Genomic DNA, 18,800 nt, shown 5'->3' on the forward strand with positions numbered 1-18,800 from the left:
ACGACCCCGTCATGGAAACCCGCCGCGCGCGTCGGCACGGTCCCCGTGACGGGGTCGCGGTCCGCACGGTCGAGCCGGAGCGCGACGGCACGGACCGATCTTCCGCCCGCCACCCCGTCACGGAGCCCCGAGAGCACCCCGTTCCGGTCCCCATGACGGGGTCGCGGGCGTGTGAGCGGTGACCCTCCGCGGTAGCGGCGACCCCCGCGGTAGCGGCGACCCCGGCGGTGGTGGCGACCACGCGCGTCAGGAGCCGAGGGCCGCCAGGACGTGGGCCGAGAGGACGCCCGCCGCGGCGAGCGGGCGCGGGTCCGGGCCGGGCAGGGCGCCACCGGCGGCGAGGTACCGGGAGAACGGGACGACGACGAGCGGCACGGCGAGCCCGACGCGCTCGGCTACACCGGCGACGGCCCGGGTCCCAGGTGCGGCGCCGGTGGTCGCGACGGCGGCGACGACGACACGCGCGAGGTCGCCGGGCCCACGCACGCCGACCCGCTCGACGACACGGGCGGCGTCGACGATCCCTCCGGCGTGCGCACGGCACACGACGACGAGGACGCGGGACGGCCCGGGCTCCGACTCGGCGACGACCGCCGCGTGCGGCCCCCGGTCGTGCACGACGACGGGCGCGGTCGCGGGCACGTCACCGTCGACCCGCGCGACGACATGGCTGCCGCCGAGACCACCGCCGCCGAGCACGGCCGCGTGCGACGCGAGCCCGACGGCCCCCTGATGGGAGAGCGCGAGGACCGACCACACCAGCCCTGCGACGGTCGACGCCCCGACGCCGCCCCCGACGCCCGCGACGTGCACCGCACCGGTCGCGGGCAGCGGCCGGCCGAGCGCAGTCAGCACGGTGTCGGGCAGGCCGGCGAGCGCGGGCGGCGGAGGCGCGACGAACGACACGGGCTACTCGCCGTCCTGCACGACGCACACGCCGCCGAGGCGCGCGGCCATCTCCTGCACGACGGCGATCCCGGTCCGGCCCAGGTCGCCCCAGGGCGCGACGGCCTCGACCCACCAGACCGGCTGACCGGCACCGAGCCACGGCGGCAGCGCGGTGAGGGTCGGCAGGAGCCGACGGACCTCGGCGACGTTGTCGACCTGGAGCGGCTGCATGATGCTCACGACGCCCGCACCCTGCGACGGGTCGGCGGGGTCGACGCGCACGACCTGGTGCACGGCGCCGTCGTGCAGGGTGCGCAGCCCGAGGTCGGGGTCGACGGCGGCACCGGCCTCGACGAGGACGCGCGCGTCGGGCGCGGTGGGGCTGAGGACGACGAGCTCACGGGGCACCGGGCACCTCCTGGGACGTGGCGACCTGGACGAGCGTGGGCCGCTCGCCGCGGCGCAGCCACTTGCCGCGTCCGGGCGGGAGCAGCTCCGCGTACTGGCCGGGGAAGACCTGACCCTCGGACCGTTCGCCGGCCATGAGGAACCCGCTGCCGCCGGTGTCGCGCACGGCCTGCAGGACCGGGTCGTAGAGCGCACGCGACGCGCCGGCGACGGGCCGGGTGAGGAGCACGTGCAGCCGCAGGTCGCGCGCGGCGGGCAGGTGCTCGAGCAGCGGGCGCAGCGGGTCGGTGCCGCCGGACGCGAGGATGTCGTAGTCGTCGACCACGACGACGATCCGCGGACCGGCGGACGGGCCGTCGCCGGTGCGCTTCGCGAGCTCGGCGGCGACGGCGGTCGACAGCTGCAGCGCGAGCGGCGCGCTCGTCGCGCGGCCACCGAGGTAGTCCTCCGGGCAGACGTCGGCGAGCCCGCCGCGCGGGTCGAACACGGCCACGACGAGCTCGTCGGGCGTGGACCGGTCGACGAGCCCCTCGACGACCGTCCGCAGCAGCGTCGTCTTGCCACAGCGCGGGTCGCCGAGGACCAGCAGGTGCTGGTCGCGCGCGACGAGGTCGAGCAGCGCGGGCGACATCGTGTCCTGCCGCAGGCCGAACGGGACGAGATCGGGCTCGTCGAGCGGGTCGGGCAGCGTCGCGAGGTCGAGGACCTCGGGCAGCTCGCGGATCTTCGGCGCGGCCGCCGCGCCGCCCCAGCGGCGACGGGCCTCGTCGGCGAGCGCGTCGAGCCCCGCACCGACGGTCGCGACGTCACCGTCGAGCGCGGCGTTGTCGGGGAGCGGCAGCGCGACCTGCGCGAACAGGCTGTCGTCGGTGAGCGCGCGGCCCGGCTGGTCGGCGCGCAGCGTCGCGGCGAGCTTGCGCCCGACGGTCGAGTCGCCGGGGTCGTTGAGCCGCAGCTCGACGCGCGTGCCGATGAGCGGCTGGCTCTGCATGCGCACCTCGTTCCAGCGCGCCATGGTCATGACGACGTGGATGCCGAAGCCGCTGCCGCGCGACAGCAGCGCGGTGAACGTCTCGTCGAGCTCCTCGAAGTCGCCGCGCACCGCGCCCACACCGTCGACGAGCAGGACGACGTCGGCGGTCGCGAGCTCGGGCACCTGCCCGGCGGCGTGCCGGGCGCGCAGCAGCGCGAGCGAGTCGATGCCGTGCTCGGCGAACACCTTCTCGCGGTGCGCGAGCATGCCGTGCAGCTCCTCGAGGAGCCGCCGGAGCCGGTCCCGGCTGGACCGCGTCGCGACGCCGCCGACGTGCGGGAACGCCTCGAGCCGGCTGAGACCGCCGCCCGCGAGGTCCATGCCGTAGACGGCGACCTGACGCGGGTCGTGCGTGAGCGCGAGCCCGGCGGCGATCGTCCAGAGCACGGTCGTCCGACCGGACTGCGGGGCGCCGATGATCGCGACGTGCCCGCCGGCGCGCGTGAGGTCGAGGCGCCACGTCTCCTGCCGCTGCTTGGCGGGGTCGTCGCGGACGCCGACCGGGACGGTGAGGTGCGGCGGCCGCTGCTCGCCGACCAGCCCGCCGAGCGCGACGCGTGCGGGCAGCGGCGGCAGCCAGACGGGTGTCGTGGGATCGGCCGCGGACGCGAGCTGCTCGACGACGACGTCGACCATCGACGCGCCGACGGACGGCCGCACGAGCTCGACCTCGCCGGGCGCGCCGCCGCCGAGCCCGTTGGCCGCGAGCAGGCCGTGGTGCACCGGCACGAGCAGCGGACGGCGCGTCTCGTCGGTGACCTCGGGCTCGGGGACGTCGTCGGTCGGCAGCGGGCCGGACACGTACCCGGCGCGGAACCGCTGGTAGACGGTCGTGTCGACCTTGAGGTACCCATACCCGGGCACCGCCGGCAGGTGGAACGCGTCGGGGGTGTCGAGCACGACCGAGCTCTCGGCCTCCGAGAACGTGCGCAGGCCGATCCGGTACGACAGGTACGTCTCGAGCCCGCGCAGGCGGCCCGACTCGATGCGCTGGCTCGACAGCAGGAGGTGCATGCCGATCGACCGGCCGATGCGGCCGATGGTCAGCAGCAGGTCGACGAAGTCGGGGTCGGCCGTCAGCAGCTCGCCGAACTCGTCGATGACGAGCAGCAGGTGCGGCAGCGGCGGCAGGTCCGGGCGGGTCGTCGCGCGCATCTCGCGGTAGTGCGTGATCGACGGCGACGAGCCCGCGTCGCGCAGCACCTGCTGGCGGCGGACGACCTCCCCGGCGATGCTGGCGCGCGCCCGCTCGGTGAGGCCCGCGTCGTCGGCGAGGTTGTCGATGATGCCCGCGACGTGCGGCAGGTCCGCGAACGGCGCGAACGCGGCACCGCCCTTGTAGTCGACGAGGATCATCGCGAGGTCGTCGGGCGGGTGCGTGATCGCGAGCGCGGCGACCAGCGTCCGCAGCATCTCGGACTTGCCGGACCCGGTCGCGCCGACGCACAGCCCGTGCGGGCCCATGCCGAGCTGCGCCGACTCCTTGAGGTCCAGCAGCAGCGGCGTGCCCGTGTCGTCGACCCCGACCGGGACGCGCAGGAAGTCGCGCGGCGAGCGCGGTGCCCACGTGCGGTGCAGGTCGATCCGGCGGACGTCCTCGACGCCCAGCAGCGCGTCCGTGCCGATCGCGGCGGCCTCGCCGGCCTCGGCGCTGTCCTCCCAGGACAGGCGCAGCGGCGTCAGCGCACGGGTCAGGCCCGACGCGAGCGGCACGGGGACGTCGTCGACGGTCGCGCGCACCGGGACGGCGTCGGGGTCGCGCAGGTCCTCGACGACGACCGAGCCGTCGGTGTCGACCGTCAGCCGCACGGCGGTGTCCGACGGCTCGTGCCGGCGGTCCTCGACGAGGTGCACGACCGTGACCCCGAGGTCGGCGGGCCGCAGCGCCGCGTCGACCGCGGGCAGCACCTGGGCGACGTCGCCGTGGTCGTCGGACAGCACGAGCAGCCGCGCGGCGAACGCGGCGCCGTCGCCCATCCCCCCGCCGCGTCGCGCCCGCGCCGCCGCCTGCGCGCGGTCCACGAGAGTCGGCCCGACGACGCGGACGAGCCCGGCGAGGTCGCCCGCGACCCGGCGCGCCGCGACGGGACCGTCGAAGAGCGTGTCGTCGACGACGTGCGGCACCGCGCCCAGCCAGGCCCAGTCGCCGGCCCGTGCGGCCGGGAACGCCGCCGCGACCTGCAGGTCGTCCGGTGCGTGCAGCGCGACGGCCTGCGTGACGAGCGCCCGGACGACGGCGAGCCCCGCGTCGCGCGGCCCGACGACCGCGACCTCGCCCGCACGGTCCAGCCGCACGGTCACGGGCATCTGCGGCACGCGCGCGTGCCGGGTCGCGACGGTCCGCGCCTCGGCCGCCATCGCCGGGTCGAACGGCTGCGTCGGGTTCGGGTCCTCCGGGACGACGAGCGAGAACCACGGCCGGTCGCCGACGCCGACGCGCAGGTCCAGGAAGTCGGGGTCCGTGCGCCGCCGCTCCCAGCGCCGCTCGGGGTCACGCACGACGTCGACCAGCGCGACCGGGTCGGGGTGCACCGTGAGCGCCGTGCTGCGCGCGTCGTCCTCGGCGTCGGCGAGGTCGGCGCGCAGCTCCTCGAGGTAGTCGAGGTACCGCTCGCGCTGGAGCCGCCGGGTGCGGGCCGCGGTCCCGCGGCTGCTCAGCGCCATGCCGACGCCGCCGACGAGCGCCACGACCAGCACCATGATGCCGACGAGCACGAACAGCGGGTTGCCGCGCAGCACCAGCATCATCGTCATCGACCCGACCGCGCCGACCACCGGCAGCAGCGACTGCAGGCCCGCACCGCCGGTCGCGTCGTTCGTCTGCGGCGGCGCGGCGACCGGCACGTCCGGCGGCTGCTCGAGCGGCCGGACCATGCGCGCGGGCCGGTGGACGAGGACGCGCGTCATGCGACCTGCCCGTCGGCGAGAGCGGACGACGGGTCGCACGCGCGGGCCAGCAGGTGCGCCGCGAGCCCCGACCACGCGGCCTTCACGGCGGTGCCGGCCGTGAGAGCGCCGCGACCGAGCATCGCGTCGTGCGGCACCGCGACGACGCTGACCGGCAGCCCGTCGAGCGCGTCCCGTGCGACCGCGTCCGTCCGGCCACCGGTGCCGCCGACGTCGACGAGCACCAGCACGACGGCCGGCGCCCGCCACCGGTCGGCAGAGACGTCCGCGGACTCGACGCCGGCGTGCAGTCGCTGCGGAGCACCACCGGCGGCCACACCGCCGGCGGCCGCGCCACCGCCGTCCGCAGCCGCGGTTCCGCCCCGCTCACCCGGCCTGACGCCGTCGTGGGCGCCGGTCACGAGGCGCGCCGCGAGGACGGCACCACGCTCGGCCGGTCCGCGGTCGGCGCGCGCGACGACGGTGACGACGTGGTGGTCCCCGGCCACGACGGACAGGTCCGTCGCCGAGCGCACGCCCCAGTCCGTGAGGACGACGTCGAAGAACCGCCCGACCGGGTCGACGGCCTCGCGCCACGCTCGCGGACCGGGCGGCCACGGCGACGACGCGGTCCCGTCCCCGAGGACCCGGAGCCCGCCCCGGCCGACGGGCAGCGCGGCACGCGCGTCGGCGCCGCGCGCGAGACCTGCGGTCGCGTCCCGCGCGACCGTCCAGGGCAACGGCTGGGGCACGCGGGTGCGGGACACGAGAGCGGCGGCACCGGCGGCGGCGTCGACCGTGAGCACGGCGGCCGGCCGGCGCTGAGCGAGCGCGGTCGCGGCACCCGCGAGCGTCGTCGTCGCCCCGGCGCCGCCGTCGGCCTGAACGACGGCGATGCGCCGGCTGGTCGACACCGCGCGACGCAGGCCTTGGTCGGCCTCCTCGAGCGTGCGGGCGAGGCCCGTCGACCCCGCGAAGGTCAGCCGGGCGACCTCCCGCAGCCGTGCACCGGCCATCAGAACGTCCCGAGCAGGTCGGCGTAGAGGCCGAGCACCCCGAGCAGCGTGGGCAGCATCGCGAGCACGCCGAGCAGCTCGGCGAGGTCGCCGATCCGCCGCCAGCGGGCGCGCTGCTGTCCCGACGCGTCGAACCCGGCGACCGCGGCGCCGACCACGGCGAGCGCGAGCGCCCCACCGGCCGCCGCCACGGGCTCGCCGTCGCCCCACGGGCCGAGCACGCCGACGAGCAGCGGCACGACGACCGCCGCCCACAGCAGCGCGACCTGGGGCCGCAGCGGGAGGCTGCGCGTGCGGAGCGCGAGCACGACGAGCGCGAGGACGGCGAGGACGGTCGCGCCGGTGTCGCGTGAGGCGATCAGGCCCGCGCAGGACGTCGCCGCCGCGACGGCGACCGCGACCGTGCTCCACGTCAGCCCCGCGTACGCGTCCCCGAGCGCGAGCCGCACGGCGGGCCGGCGCGGGGGTGTCCCGTCGAGCGCGGCGTCGTCCAGGCCGGTGAGTCCCGACGCCGTCATCGCCCACCACGGCAGCAGCCCGCACGCGATCACGGCCACGACGGCCACGACGGCGTCGGCGCGCACCTCCGGCAGCAGCGCGCCGAGCACGAGCTGCAGGGTCGTCAGGACGATGCCCGCGACGGCCCCGACGGCAGCGCCGCGGTCGGACCGCCCGATCCCGGCGCCCGCGCCGAGCGCGACCCACGCGAGCAACGAGCCCGCGGTCGCGGCCTCCGCGAGCGGGACGTCACCGGTCGCGAGGAGCAGCGCCGCGAACGGCACCCCCGCGCCCACGACCGCCGCGGTGAGGACCAGACCGGCGTACCGACGGCCCGCGCGGCCCAGCCCGGCGGCGATCGCCGCCAGCACCAGCGCGAGGACCCCGACGCCCGCGGCACCCGCGAACGGCTGCTCGACGAGCGGCACCGCGACGATCGTGGCCGCGGTCGCGAGCCCGACGACGACCGCCGCCAGCACGCGCCGCGACGACGGCGACCACCGGTCGGTCCGCGCGCGCAGCTCCTCCGCGGCGGCGTCGGTCACGTCGGCGACCTCCGCGGGCGGCGGAGCCGCTGCGGCGCGGACGACCCGCAGCACCTCGCCGTCCAGCAGCCCCTGCGACGCCGGGTCGAGCGCGAGGTCGACCTGGTCGCCCGTGACCCGGACCAGCGCGACGGCCTGCGGCGCGAGCCGCGGTGACTCCCCGAGCAGCTCGAGGAGCTGGGGGAGCATCGCGGCGACGCCCTCGTCGGACGGCACGACGACCTCGGCGCGGCGCTCCGCGCCGACCAGCGTCAACCGGGTGAAGGTGCTCACGGTGTCGCCCCGATCGTCGTCTGCGGGCTCGACGTTCCACCGCGCAACGACCCGCTGTTCGCCTGGACGAACGAGTACCCGGCGCAGCCCGCGCACGCGAGGGCCGCCACGACGACGCTCCCGACGAACCGCCGCACGTTGTCGTTGGTGGTCCGCCGGTCGCGCAGGTCGCCGTGCAGGAACGCGGCACGCAGCCGGGCACGGTGGACGCGCACGGACTCCAGGAGGACGGCGTCAGGGTCGCGGGCCATCGAGCACCCCCTCCCACGGTCCGCGCGGCGCACCGAGCGCCTCGCGGACCCGGTCGTGACCGATCGCGCGCAGGACCTCGTCGAAGGCCTGCCAGCCGTCGCGCTCGAGCGTGCCGAGCGGGAAGTACAGGCCCGGGACGCGCGGGCGGCCGACCACACGCGCGCCGAGCGTCCGGACGAGCTCGTCGACCGGCAGGCCGAGGTCACGGACGCCGGGCGGGCCGACGAGCATCGCGAGCGGCACGGGCGGCGCCTCGAGGACCGACGGGAACGTGAGGTCGCGGCGGCCCTGCCGGCCCATCACGAGGCCGAACAGCGGCATGCTGCGGGTCGCGAGCCGGTCGAACGTGCCCGGGAGCGCGTCGATCGCGGCGCGCGCCTGCGGGCTCCCCGGTGCGCCGACGCCGACGACGAGCTGCGTCGTCTCCTCCAGGCCGTGCTCGGTGCGGGCCGTGCGGATCGTGCCGACCAGCGGCCGCTCGGGCGTGCCCGCGACGACGACCGTCGTCTCCTCCGGCATCCGGTTCCGGGCGAGCTCGGTCAGCCGCGCGCGGTCCCACGCGACGACCGCCGGCTCGTGCGCGCCCCAGCCGCTCGGCGCCGCCCCCATCAGGTCCTCCGCGAACAGCTCGGCCGTCCCGCCGAGCTGCGTGTCGACCGTCGCGCGGTGCCGCACGGCCTGCGACACGACGAGCTGCACCGACTGCGGTGCGACCGGGCGCAGGAACCGCACGGCGACGTCCTCGGCGGCCGTGATCGGCCCGCGCGTCGCGATCTCGCCGACCGACGACAGCCGTCGCCCGTCCGACCCGTCGCGCAGCGTGCCGTCGATCCCGCGGACGACCCACGCGCCGCCCGAGTCCCGCAGCGCCTCGCGCATCGGGTACGACAGCCGCGTCACCTCGTCGCTCACGAGCGCGACCCGCCGCCCGTCGGCGCGCGCACGCACCAGCAGGTCGGCGCGCGTCTCGCTGAGGTACGCGACCTCGGCGCGCGTCTCCGTCACCAGGACCTCGCCCGCGCGCGCGTCCAGCGCCGGGTGCGGAACCGTCATGCCGTCGCCTCCACGCGGAACACGCGCTCCCCGAGCCGCAGCTGGGAGCCCACCGGGGCCTCTTCCTCCGACGCCGTGCCGAGCCGCAGCGGCTGCGCGCCCGGGCGCACCAGCGCCGTGCCGTTCGTGGACCCGCGGTCGGCGACCCACAGCGTCGCACCGTCCCAGCGGACCGACGCGTGCGTCTTCGACACCGACCGGGTCATGTCGATCATCGGGATCAGCCCGGCCACGACCTCGCCGGGTCGCGGCTCGGGGTTGCGGCCGATCAGCGTCAGCCCGGTGACGATCAGCCGCTCGCCGTCGTCCGCGACGAGCACGATCCCGTGCGCGCCACCCGTCGGCCGCCCCGTCGCGCCACCGGCACCGACCACCGGCACGGCTCCCGAGAGGGGCGCCGTCGAGCCGGAGGTGCCCGCGGCACGGGCCTCACCGGCGGTGGCGTGCTGGCCGGCTGCGGCGTGCTGGCCCGTGACCGCACCTTCGTGCACGCGCGACGGAGTCCAGCCCGCGGCGGACCCGGCAGCCGCGGACCCGGCGGCGGCGTCGTCGAGCGGACGCACGGGCGGGAGGGCGACACCCGCCGCAGCACCGCCTGCTGTCGGGGCACCGCGACCGGGCGTGCCGGTCGACACGGTCGGGAACGCGCCCGACGGCGGGGGCGCGACGCGCGGAGTCGGCGACGAATGCTCGCCGGACGCGGCTGCCAGCCGCGCGGCCCGCCGACCGCCGGCGGCGGGAGCAGCCTGGCCGCCCGTCTCGCCGGTGCCGGCCGGCACGGGACCTCCGGTCGACGCCCAGGGGTTCGCCGCACCGGTCGTCACAGCACCGGCGGACGTCGTGCCGTGAGCGGCGGGAGCGCCGGACCATGCGTCGCCCGAGCCCGGCGCGACGCCCTCGCCCGCGGCAGTGCCGTACCCGGCGGCCGTTCCGTACCGGGCGTCGGCAGCGCGCGGCACGACGCCGTCGCGCGTGCCGGCCGAGCCCGTCCCGCCGGGGGACGCCGCGACCCCGGCACCGCGAGCGCCCGCCGCCGCACGCGAGGTCGCCCCGGCGTGCGCGCCGGTCGCCTCGCCGCTCACACCGCTCGTGGCGCGCAGGCGACCGATCGCCTCACGCGTGCCCACGCTCGCCCGGCGCGCGGTGTCGACGCCGCCACGCACGTCGAGCACGACACCGTCGCGCGCCCACGTCCCGACGCCCGTCCCACGCCCCGGAGCCATCCCGGACGCGCCGTCCACGAGTCGCAGACCGAGCGCAGCGAGACCCGGCGTCCGCCCGGTCCGCCCCAGCACCACGAGCAGCACCACGACGACGGCCGCCGCGAGCACGACACCGAGCGCGACCAGCGCCCGGCCCGCGGGCGAGGAGCCGACCGCACCGACGACGGCGGGAACGAGCGCGGCGAGCACGAGGAGGACGTCGATCACGAGGCCGACGACGACCGAGGCGGCCGGGGCGCGACGCGCGCCCTCCAGCACCGCGAGCGGCTCCCGACGTCCGCGCAGGACCGCCGAACCGCACCGGGGGCACGTCGCCGCACCGGCGGGAAGCGATGCCGCGCAGACGCCGCACCAGGCCACGAGGGGGTCGCCCACGGCCCGCGTCACCCCCTCGGTCGGACCTGGGTCACAGCCAGGTGCCGCAACCGCTCTGCGAGCGCCGATCCTGGCACGTTTCGCGCGGTCCAGCGACCAGCGGAGCGCCCCGCCCGCCGACCGCCACCCTGTCGGCCCAGGTCAGGAGCGTTGCGTGACTCGGTCATCGATGTGCGACGACGCCGGACGCGATGGTCAGGACCAGGCCTGCGGGATGAGCTGCGTGGCGACGACGTCGACCACGTTCTCGGTCGGGACGACGACCTCGTACGCGGCGGCGTCGACCTTCACGAGCCGCAGCCCCTCGGCGAGGTCCGCGTCGTGCCCCGTGTAGAACGCGCGCGACACCGTGCCGCCGTTCTCGGCAGGCCACTGGTCGACGAGCCGCACCTCCAGCCCGTTCCACCGCCCGCTCACGTGCAGCTCGAACCGCTCCCCGAGCTCGGAGAGCGGCACCTCGCGCCGCCAGCGGCCGATCGCGGTCTGCGTGAACCCGAGCTCGGCACGCGGCTGGCCGTCGAGCGCGAGCACGGCCCGGTCGTCGAGCACGTCGGCGGACAGGTGCCCGCCGTTCCACTCGACCAGGTGCCCGACGAACCGCGAGATCCGCGGGTCGCGGGGCGACCCGACGGTGACGACGTCCGACGTCCACCCGTGGCCGACGTCCACGTACCGCCCGATCACGGTCGACGAGCCGTCGCGCCCGATCCGCACGAGCTCCGAGCCGGCGGGCACGCGCGTGTGCTCGAGCCACGACAGCGGTACGACGTGGTCCGTCACGGCGACGAACCCCAGGCCCGTGAACGGCGGACGGTCGACGAACGGCCCGCCCGTGAGCTGGCGGGTCCGCTGGTCCGTGCCGCCCGTCGCGTTGAGGAACCGCATCGTCGGGCCGGCCGGGAACCGCAGCACATCGACGTGCTCGATGTCGGGCGAGAACGGCGCACCCGGGAAGCCGAGACCGTGCGCCTCGAAGACCGCCGCCGGCGTCGTCGCCCACGCCACGTCCGCCGCCCGCACGACGAACCCCGCGACCCGGTCGTACCCGGACTCGAGGTACGCCGCACTCATCTGCGGCGTGACGGCCTTCTGCATGAGGGTCACGAGGGGCTGCTCCTTCGACTCGGCTTCAGAACGCTCCGGCGAGTATGTCCCACCGGTGGCCTCCGGCCCGCGCGCCCTCCACAGGGCCACCCGCCCGGGGGCGTGACCGCCGGCTCAGGCGCCCGGGCGCGTCGCGGCCCGCACGAGGTCCAGCGCCGACCGGCGGAACGCGTCACCGAGGGGGTACCGCGCGAGGTCGAGACCGGGATCGACGCCGCGGCGGGCGACGACCCGGGCCGCCGCGGCTCGCACCTCCGACGCCCGGACGCACACCGACGCCACCGCGCCCGCCAGGCGCCCGTCACCACGCCCGACGGCGCGCACGAGGCAGACGGTCTTCGACACGGCGACGAGCGCGTCGGCGCGCCCACCCTTGCGCGCGGCCCGCCACTCGACCTCCTGCCACTCGTCGGCGGGACCGTTCGTGGTCTCCACGACCCGTCCCTGCATCGCCGCCAGCGCGCGCTTCACCGGCTCCAGCAGCGCGACCGCGGTCTCGTCGTCGACCACCGGCGCGGCATCGGCGATCGACGCCGCCAGCTCGCGCAGCCCGGCCGCGGCGACCCACGTGGCGGTCGCGACGCGCAGGGTCCAGTCGAGCCTCCGGTACCCGCACGCCGCATCCGCGGCCGGGTCCGCCACGCGCAGGCGCGGCAGTGCCCGGACCAGGGCCGCGACACCGTCGGCGTCCGCGCTCGCGTAGACCGCCGCCACGAGGTCGCGGAGCTCGCGGTGCGCGGGACCGCCGTCGCTCACCCAGGCGGCCAGCTCGGCGGGCCGGGAGCCCGGAGGCAGCCGGGGCGACCGTCCCGACGACGGAGCCGCGCGGACCGGGGCCGTCGGGACGCGCGCCGGCCGCACCTCCTCGGCGACGAGGGTCAGCTCGTCGAGCGCCACGACCTCCGTCGACCCGTCGTCGAGCGACACGAGCGCGGTGTCCCGCTCGACGACCGCGACGCCGACCCGCCGGCCCTGCCACGACGCGGTCGTCGTGACCGTCTCCATCGCGCGCACGTCCGCGAGCGCGACGAGCCGGTCGCCGCTCAGCCCCGTCGCCGGCCCGTCACCGGGGTCACCCGTGAGCCCGTAGCCGACGGGCAGCAGCCCTTCGAGCGGCTCCCCGCACGGCAGCACCTCGTCGCCGATCAGCGCGTACGTCCCGACGCGCGTCGCGTCCGGCCCGGTCCCGGCCACCCAGCCCGGGCGGCACCGCAGGACGTCCCGTTCGCGTTCGCGCACGTCGTCGAGCTCAGCCGGGTCGACCACGGCCTGCCACTGGCCGCCGGACAGGTGGCGCACCCCGTCGCCCTCGGGCGCCGGGCCCACGCCGGCGACGACCACGCCGTCCGTCCGGACGGTCTGCAGCGTCGCGTCCGCCCCCCGCCACCGGCCCCACGCCTCGACGTGGAACACCCGGTCCACCGCGAGCCGGTCGTAGCGCGTGGCCGTCCGCTCGGGGTCGTCGTCGAACCGGGTCGACAGCGCACGGACCTGCGCCGAGAAGGGCGCCTCGCACGCGAACTGGGCGCCCTCGACCACGACGTAGTACCCGACCCGCACGTCACCGGTCACCAGGCCAGACCCTCCGGCCGCGCGGGCCACGTCACCGGCAGGTCCTCGGTCGTCGACACGACGTCGCTCAGCTCGTCGACCGGCACGGTCGCCGACCAGGAGTCCCGGAGGCTGGTCGTCGAGTACACGACGCCGTCGAGCTCCGCGTGGCCGCTCGCCAGGACCGCGACCCGGCCGCCGTCACGCGCGCTCATCGCACCCACCTCCACCCTCGCCGCGCTGGAGATGCTACGACCGGTGGGGGTGGCGAGCCGACGTCACCCCAGCAGCTCGTGGACGACCTCGACGGGGTCCTCGAGCTCGGCGACGGGGACGTGGCCCTGCCACTCGCTCCAGCCGTTGCGGTGGATCCTGCGGTCGTCGAGCGGGAGGCCGTCGCCGTAGTACGACCACCACGCCATGTCACCCTCGACGCGGTCCACGTCGACGGTCCACTGCGACCAGCGTGCGGTCGTGCGGACGCGGTAGAGCCGGTCGATCTCGGACGGGTCCTCGACGCGCTTGATCCACCGCCCGCGGCGGTCCTCCGAGAACCCCGCGGGCGGCGGCTGGTCGGCCGGCGCCAGCAGGTTGACCGGGAGCGTGTCCGAGCCCTCGGCCGGGTAGGTCACGCCGTCGAGCTCGGCGTACAGCCCGGCCCTCACGGCACGATGTTCCACGAGGCCCCGTCGTACACGGCGACGAGCTCCTGGGCACCCGTCGCGTCGGTCCGCCACATCTCGGCGCCCTTCGGGATCGAGATCTTGTTCGGGCCGTACGCCAGCTCGGGGCTGTACGCCGTCGACGCACCGCTCCAGCCGCTCCCGCGGAACGGGTTGCGGTCACCGCCGACGCGGGCCGTCCCGGTCGCCGGGTCCACGTCGAACGCGTTCGACGCGTCGTAGGCGGCGCTCGGGTGGTGCGTCCTGACCCAGTCGAACATCGCCTCGCGACGGGCCACGTCGTCGGTGATCTGGTAGAGCGAGTCCGGCATGGACGCCATCGCCTGGAGCGGACCCTCAGGGATACCCGGGTAGACGTAGGACGGCATCGCAGCGCTGCCGCCGGGCGCGATGCCGTCGCCCGCCATGTACCGCACCGTGAACGCGGAGTCGTTCGCGAGCGAGTACGGCGCCGGGTCCGGCAGCGTGAACGGGCTGCCCGGGTAGTTGAGCCCGAGCTGGTGGTAGAGCTGCGCGGTCGTCGCACCGTCGACGTCCAGCAAGCGCGACACGAAGCCACCGAGGTTGTCGAGCGGTGCCGCGCCGAGCGAGTCGATGTGCGCCAGGTGGTCCGGGTCGAAGAACCGGCCCGCGTCGGCACCCAGGACGCCGAGCGCCTGGTTCGGCGTGATGACCTTCTGGAGCAGCGTGTCCTCGTACACCGCGGGCATGCGCGAGCGGATGTCGAGCAGCGTGTCGACCTGCGTGCGCGTGAGGTCCTCGACGCGCGTCTGCATGAGCTCGCGGAACGCGGTCCGGTTGAGCCCGTGGTCGTACAGGACGTCGTCGAGGACGTCCGTGAACTTGAGCTCGGGACCGTGCGGCGAGCTGCCCGGGCCGGTCGGACCCGACGCGGGTGGCGGCGTCGAGCCGCCGCCGGTCGCCGGGTCGACGGGGGTCGCCGGGTCGTGCGGAGCACCGCCGGTCGCCGGGTCGACGGGCGTCGACGGAGCGTGTGGTGCGCCACCCGTGGCCGGGTCGTGCGGCGTGCTGCCCGTGGGCGGGTCGACCGGCGTCGTGGGCGGGTCGACGGGGTTCGTCGGCGGGTCGACGTGTCCCGGCGTGCCACCCGTCGGCGGGTCCACAGGCGTCTTCGGCGGGTCGACGGGGTTCGTCGGCGGGTCGACCGGCGAGCCGGAGCCACCGGAGCCCGAGCCGCCGTGGCCCGTGCCGGAGCCCGAGCCGCCGTGGCCGGCGCCGCCGGTCCCGGTGCCCGAGCCGCCCGGCGTCGCCGGGTCGTGCGAGCCGCCGGTGGGCGCGTCGGTGCCGCCCGTGGTGCTGCCCGGGGGACGTGTGGTCCCGCCGTCGAGCAGGTCGTCGGCACCCGAGCCGGTGCCGCCCGGCGTGTCGCGGACGGGGTTGCCGTCGGTCCCGACGAGCTGGTGCTCGGGGACCTTGACGGGCTCGGGCACGTCGGCCCCCGTGGTGTCGCCCAGGTCGACGCGGTCCGGGTCGCGCACCGGGATGTTCGAGCCGAGGTCGTCGCCGAGGTTGGTCGGGACGTCGTCGAGCGTGGTGCCGACGTCGGTGACGTCGATGTCGATCGCCTTGCCGAGGTCGTCGACCATCTTCATGTTGGTCAGCAGGTCGCCCAGCTTGGGCAGCGCGCCGACGCCCTTGAGGCCCAGCGAGATGGGGTCGACGAACTCGAGGACGCGCGCGCCCTTGCCGAGCCACGACGAGACGCGTGCGGCCTTGCCCGCGGCACCGGCGGCCGTGGCCGCGCCCTTCGAGCCGGAGACGGCCGCGCCGGCGGGGATGAAGATCGTGGCGACGTTGAAGATCGCGCCGCCAGCGGCGCGCCCGGGGTCGTCCTCCCAGGTGTCCCACGCGATGAGGCCCTTGCCGAGCCCGAGCCACGCGTCGCCCGCGTTGCCCCAGGACCACTCGCCGTCGGCGTAGCCGATGAGGCCGCCCATGCCGATCCAGGTGTTCTTCATCGTGTCCCAGGACCAGGACCAGTCCTTGATGCCGACGAGCTGCCCGAGGCCCACGACGGTGCCCCACAGGCCGTCGACGACGACGCCGTCCCACACGAACCGCTTGACCTGCACGGCCGCGGACTTGGGGCAGTGGTCCTTGCGCTCGACCTCCGACCCCCACGGCATGGCCGCGTCGGTCGGCAGGGCGTCGAGACCGTAGCCGAGGGGGTCGTCCTCGCCCGTCATCGCGTGCCACGGCTCGGCGCCGTAGAGCGCACGGATCGCGTTGGCGCAGGTCCGCTCGGCCTCCCAGAGCTTGACCTGCTCCGCGTTGACGCGCGACACGAGCCCGGTGTTCTCGTCGACCAGGTCCTGGTCGTACTCCCACTCGGCGTTGGACGCGATCTTGCTGCGGAACGCGTAGGCGTCGCGCTTGACCGCCGCGAGCGACGCCTTGATGGGCCGGATGGCCTCCGCGTACGTCTTGAGCGCCGCCGCGACCTTCTCGACGTCGTCGCCGAACTGACGCGACTTGGCCTCGACCGGGTCCATGACGACGAACAGCGTGCTCGCCTCGGGCGCCTCGTAGTGCCCGGACAGCCCGCGCCACTTGTTCACGGCGTCGGCGCCGTGGTCGCGCACGGACGCACCCTGGCCCGCGAGCGCGTCCGCGGCGGCGATGACGCCGTCAGGGTCGAGGTCGTCGCCGGGGATGGCGTACGGGTTGATGCCCGAGGCGTAGCACTGGTCGGTCACGGAGTCGGCACCTGGAAGGTCGGGGCGTTCGCGCCGGTGCACGACGCCGCGGCGGACTGCTGCTGGGCTGCCATCGTCTCGTCCCCCTCGAGGTACCACCGCGTCGCCGCGGCGGCGCCACCGACGGACGCGTTGATGCGGTTGCCGATCGCCTCGAGCGTCGGCTTGTGGTGCTCGAAGAACCCGGCGATGGCGTCGCCGATGATCGGGGAGTTACCCGCGGTCACCGCGGACTCGGCCTTGTCCGGCATGGCCTGGACGACGCTCGACAGGAGTCCGGCGACCGTCCCCACCTTGGTGAGGACGTCCTGGACCCCTGCCGGCTCGATGTGCCACTTCGTCACGGCGTCAGCCGATCGCGTCGACGGCCGCCTTGGCCTTCTTCAGCGTGTCCTGCGCCGTGGCGTCGTTCTTCTCGAGCGCGCCGCGGAGCGTGCGGATGATGGTGCGGACCTCACCGGCGACGCGGTTCCAGCGCGCCTCCTTGGCGGCGTACTCCTCGGAGACGCCCGACGCCTGGTAGTCGGCCATGGCCGTCTTGACGTCGCGGTCGCGCGCGTCGATGAGCGCCTCGAGGCGCTGCGCGACGGCGTTGAAGTTCTCCTGCGCGGTCGTGGACGCGCCCAGGTCGAAGTCCCGACGGTCGATGCTGTTGCCGCTCATCGCTCTCCCCCTCAGCCCTTCGCCGAACCGAAGCGCGCCGCGTCGAAGGCGGACCCGCCCTGCGCGGCCTGCGTCTCGTCGGCCATCTGCAGGTCGCCCTCGCCGAACGACTTGTCCATGCCGCCGATGCCCTGGAGCACCGAGGCGAGCGCGCCGTTGAGGTCGACCGCGATGCGGTCCGTCTCACCCTTGAACTTGTCGAACGCCGCACGACCGGCGCCGTTGAACTTGCCCTGCAGCGGCTCGGCGGCCGCCGCCAGCTGACGCACCAGCGCGCCGAGGTCCTCGTTCGACGACGACGTCTTCTTCGTCAGCGTCGAGAGGACGTCGGATCCCATCGCGAACTTCACATCAACCCCCTCGCGGTTCGGCGTCCCAGGACAGGACGACCCGAGCATCGTGCCAGGAACCGGACGGAACCGCGTTCCCCTCGTCCACAGGACAGGCCGGAACCACACGTACGGGTGCCTCGGGCACGTGTGGGGACGAGTGCCTCAAGCACCTTGCTAGCACGGACCCCCGGCACACCGCAGCCCGGGACCGCCCGATTCACCCGCACCGAGCGTGCCGCACGCCGCCGGGCGACCGCGGGAGGGCCGACGTGCAGGGCCGGTCGACGCCGGTCGTCCGGGTCAGTCCCGCGCGGTCAGGACGACCGTGCCCTCGGGCGTCAGGGCGACGGTGTGCTCGGCGTGCGCGGCGAGCGACCCGTCCGCGGTGCGGATCGTCCAGCCGTCGTCGTCGATGACGTAGTCGTCGCCGCCCGCCATGAACCACGGCTCGATCGCCACGACCAGGCCGGCCTTGAGCCGCACGCCCGTGCCCGCACGGCCGAGGTTCGCGACGTGCGGCTCCTCGTGCATGGTCCGCCCGACGCCGTGCCCGCCGAAGTCGGCGTTGATGCCGTACCCGGCGTCGCGCCCGATACGGCCGATCGCCGCCGACACGTCGCCCATGCGCGCGCCGACCCGCGCGGCGGCGATACCGGCGTCGAGCGCCCGCTCGGTCGTCGCGATGAGCCGCTGCGCCTCGGGCGTCTGCGTGCCGAGCTGGAACGTGAGCGCCGAGTCGCACACCCAGCCCTCGACCTGCGCGGCGAAGTCGATGCTCAGCACGTCGCCGTCCTCGAGCACCTGCGCGGACGGCAGGCCGTGCAGCGCGGCGTCGTTGACCGACGTGCACAGCACGCCGGGGTAGGGGATCGCGCCGAACGACGGGTGGTAGCCGAGGTAGACGGAGTGCGCGCCCGCGTCGTCGATCATGCGGTGCGCGTGCGCGTCGAGGTCGAGGAGCGTCATGCCGGGCCGCGCGACGTCGCGCAGCGACTGCAGGACTCCGGCGACGAACCGGCCGGCCGGCCGCATCGCCTCGATCTGGGCGGGGTTCTTGAGGGCCACGGGACCACCTTGTCATGCGTGGCGACGCGACCTGACCCGGGCGAACGGTGTCCGGGCAGGGGACAGCCCGTGGGCCGGACCTGGACGGTCCTGCCGCGGCGGACGAGGTCGCGGCTCCCACGGGCTGCGGTGACTGCCGGTATTCGCTCGCCGCCCCTCGCCGTGTCCGGCGGGAAGCAACGGGCGGACGTGCAGTCCGTCCCGAGCTGTTCGGGCGACTAGCGGACAGTCACCT

General features: G+C 76.0%; 17 protein-coding genes. All 17 read right to left on the minus strand.

Translation table 11 applies throughout. The features are described 5' to 3' along the window. Window positions 1-246 precede the first annotated feature (246 nt). On the minus strand, window positions 247-906 hold the full coding sequence (locus tag OMK64_RS09200; protein ID WP_272727776.1) for a hypothetical protein: 660 nt from the start codon (window positions 904-906) through the stop codon (window positions 247-249). Between the two features lie 3 nt (window positions 907-909). Then, window positions 910-1,296 (minus strand): hypothetical protein, encoded by a 387-nt coding sequence (locus OMK64_RS09205; RefSeq protein ID WP_272727777.1) that lies wholly within the window; start codon window positions 1,294-1,296, stop codon window positions 910-912. Continuing rightward, entirely contained in the window at window positions 1,286-5,236 is a 3,951-nt protein-coding gene (eccCa, locus tag OMK64_RS09210) for a type VII secretion protein EccCa (protein ID WP_272727778.1), read from the minus strand. Before eccCa ends, OMK64_RS09205 begins: the two co-directional genes overlap by 11 nt. Continuing rightward, a complete protein-coding gene (locus tag OMK64_RS09215) occupies window positions 5,233-6,231 on the minus strand; it encodes a hypothetical protein (protein ID WP_272727779.1) in 999 nt (332 codons plus the stop codon). Before OMK64_RS09215 ends, eccCa begins: the two co-directional genes overlap by 4 nt. After that, window positions 6,231-7,547, minus strand: coding sequence for an EsaB/YukD family protein (locus OMK64_RS09220; RefSeq protein WP_272727780.1), 1,317 nt, complete (start codon window positions 7,545-7,547; stop codon window positions 6,231-6,233). Before OMK64_RS09220 ends, OMK64_RS09215 begins: the two co-directional genes overlap by 1 nt. Beyond that, the gene (locus OMK64_RS09225) at window positions 7,544-7,798 is read right to left on the minus strand and encodes a hypothetical protein (protein WP_272727781.1); all 255 of its coding nucleotides are present in this window, start codon (window positions 7,796-7,798) and stop codon (window positions 7,544-7,546) included. Before OMK64_RS09225 ends, OMK64_RS09220 begins: the two co-directional genes overlap by 4 nt. Beyond that, the gene (locus OMK64_RS09230) at window positions 7,782-8,852 is read right to left on the minus strand and encodes a DUF6177 family protein (RefSeq protein ID WP_272727782.1); all 1,071 of its coding nucleotides are present in this window, start codon (window positions 8,850-8,852) and stop codon (window positions 7,782-7,784) included. The genes OMK64_RS09225 and OMK64_RS09230 overlap by 17 nt, the downstream gene beginning before the upstream one ends. Continuing rightward, window positions 8,849-10,333, minus strand: a complete 1,485-nt coding sequence (locus OMK64_RS09235) for an FHA domain-containing protein (RefSeq protein ID WP_272727783.1) — start codon at window positions 10,331-10,333, stop codon at window positions 8,849-8,851. The genes OMK64_RS09230 and OMK64_RS09235 overlap by 4 nt, the downstream gene beginning before the upstream one ends. Before the next feature lie 312 nt (window positions 10,334-10,645). Beyond that, window positions 10,646-11,545 carry a hypothetical protein gene (locus OMK64_RS09240; protein ID WP_272727818.1) on the minus strand — a complete coding sequence of 300 codons (900 nt, stop codon included), beginning with the start codon at window positions 11,543-11,545 and terminating at the stop codon, window positions 10,646-10,648. A 123-nt stretch (window positions 11,546-11,668) separates the two neighbouring features. Continuing rightward, window positions 11,669-13,126 (minus strand): hypothetical protein, encoded by a 1,458-nt coding sequence (locus tag OMK64_RS09245; RefSeq protein ID WP_272727784.1) that lies wholly within the window; start codon window positions 13,124-13,126, stop codon window positions 11,669-11,671. Further along, window positions 13,123-13,320, minus strand: coding sequence for a hypothetical protein (locus OMK64_RS09250; protein WP_272727785.1), 198 nt, complete (start codon window positions 13,318-13,320; stop codon window positions 13,123-13,125). Before OMK64_RS09250 ends, OMK64_RS09245 begins: the two co-directional genes overlap by 4 nt. Window positions 13,321-13,383: 63 nt before the next feature. Continuing rightward, window positions 13,384-13,770, minus strand: a complete 387-nt coding sequence (locus tag OMK64_RS09255) for a hypothetical protein (protein WP_272727786.1) — start codon at window positions 13,768-13,770, stop codon at window positions 13,384-13,386. Then, the gene (locus tag OMK64_RS09260) at window positions 13,767-16,505 is read right to left on the minus strand and encodes a hypothetical protein (protein ID WP_272727787.1); all 2,739 of its coding nucleotides are present in this window, start codon (window positions 16,503-16,505) and stop codon (window positions 13,767-13,769) included. The genes OMK64_RS09255 and OMK64_RS09260 overlap by 4 nt, the downstream gene beginning before the upstream one ends. Then, on the minus strand, window positions 16,502-16,849 hold the full coding sequence (locus OMK64_RS09265) for a DUF6507 family protein (RefSeq protein ID WP_272727788.1): 348 nt from the start codon (window positions 16,847-16,849) through the stop codon (window positions 16,502-16,504). The genes OMK64_RS09260 and OMK64_RS09265 overlap by 4 nt, the downstream gene beginning before the upstream one ends. Window positions 16,850-16,853: 4 nt before the next feature. Then, on the minus strand, window positions 16,854-17,168 hold the full coding sequence (locus OMK64_RS09270; RefSeq protein ID WP_162353470.1) for a pore-forming ESAT-6 family protein: 315 nt from the start codon (window positions 17,166-17,168) through the stop codon (window positions 16,854-16,856). 11 nt (window positions 17,169-17,179) lie between these two features. Then, a complete protein-coding gene (locus OMK64_RS09275; RefSeq protein ID WP_202924271.1) occupies window positions 17,180-17,506 on the minus strand; it encodes a hypothetical protein in 327 nt (108 codons plus the stop codon). 294 nt (window positions 17,507-17,800) lie between these two features. Then, window positions 17,801-18,565, minus strand: a complete 765-nt coding sequence (gene map, locus OMK64_RS09280; protein ID WP_272727789.1) for a type I methionyl aminopeptidase — start codon at window positions 18,563-18,565, stop codon at window positions 17,801-17,803. Window positions 18,566-18,800: the final 235 nt, after the last annotated feature.

The organism is Cellulomonas fimi, assembly GCF_028527925.1.
GTDB lineage: Bacteria > Actinomycetota > Actinomycetes > Actinomycetales > Cellulomonadaceae > Cellulomonas > Cellulomonas fimi_C.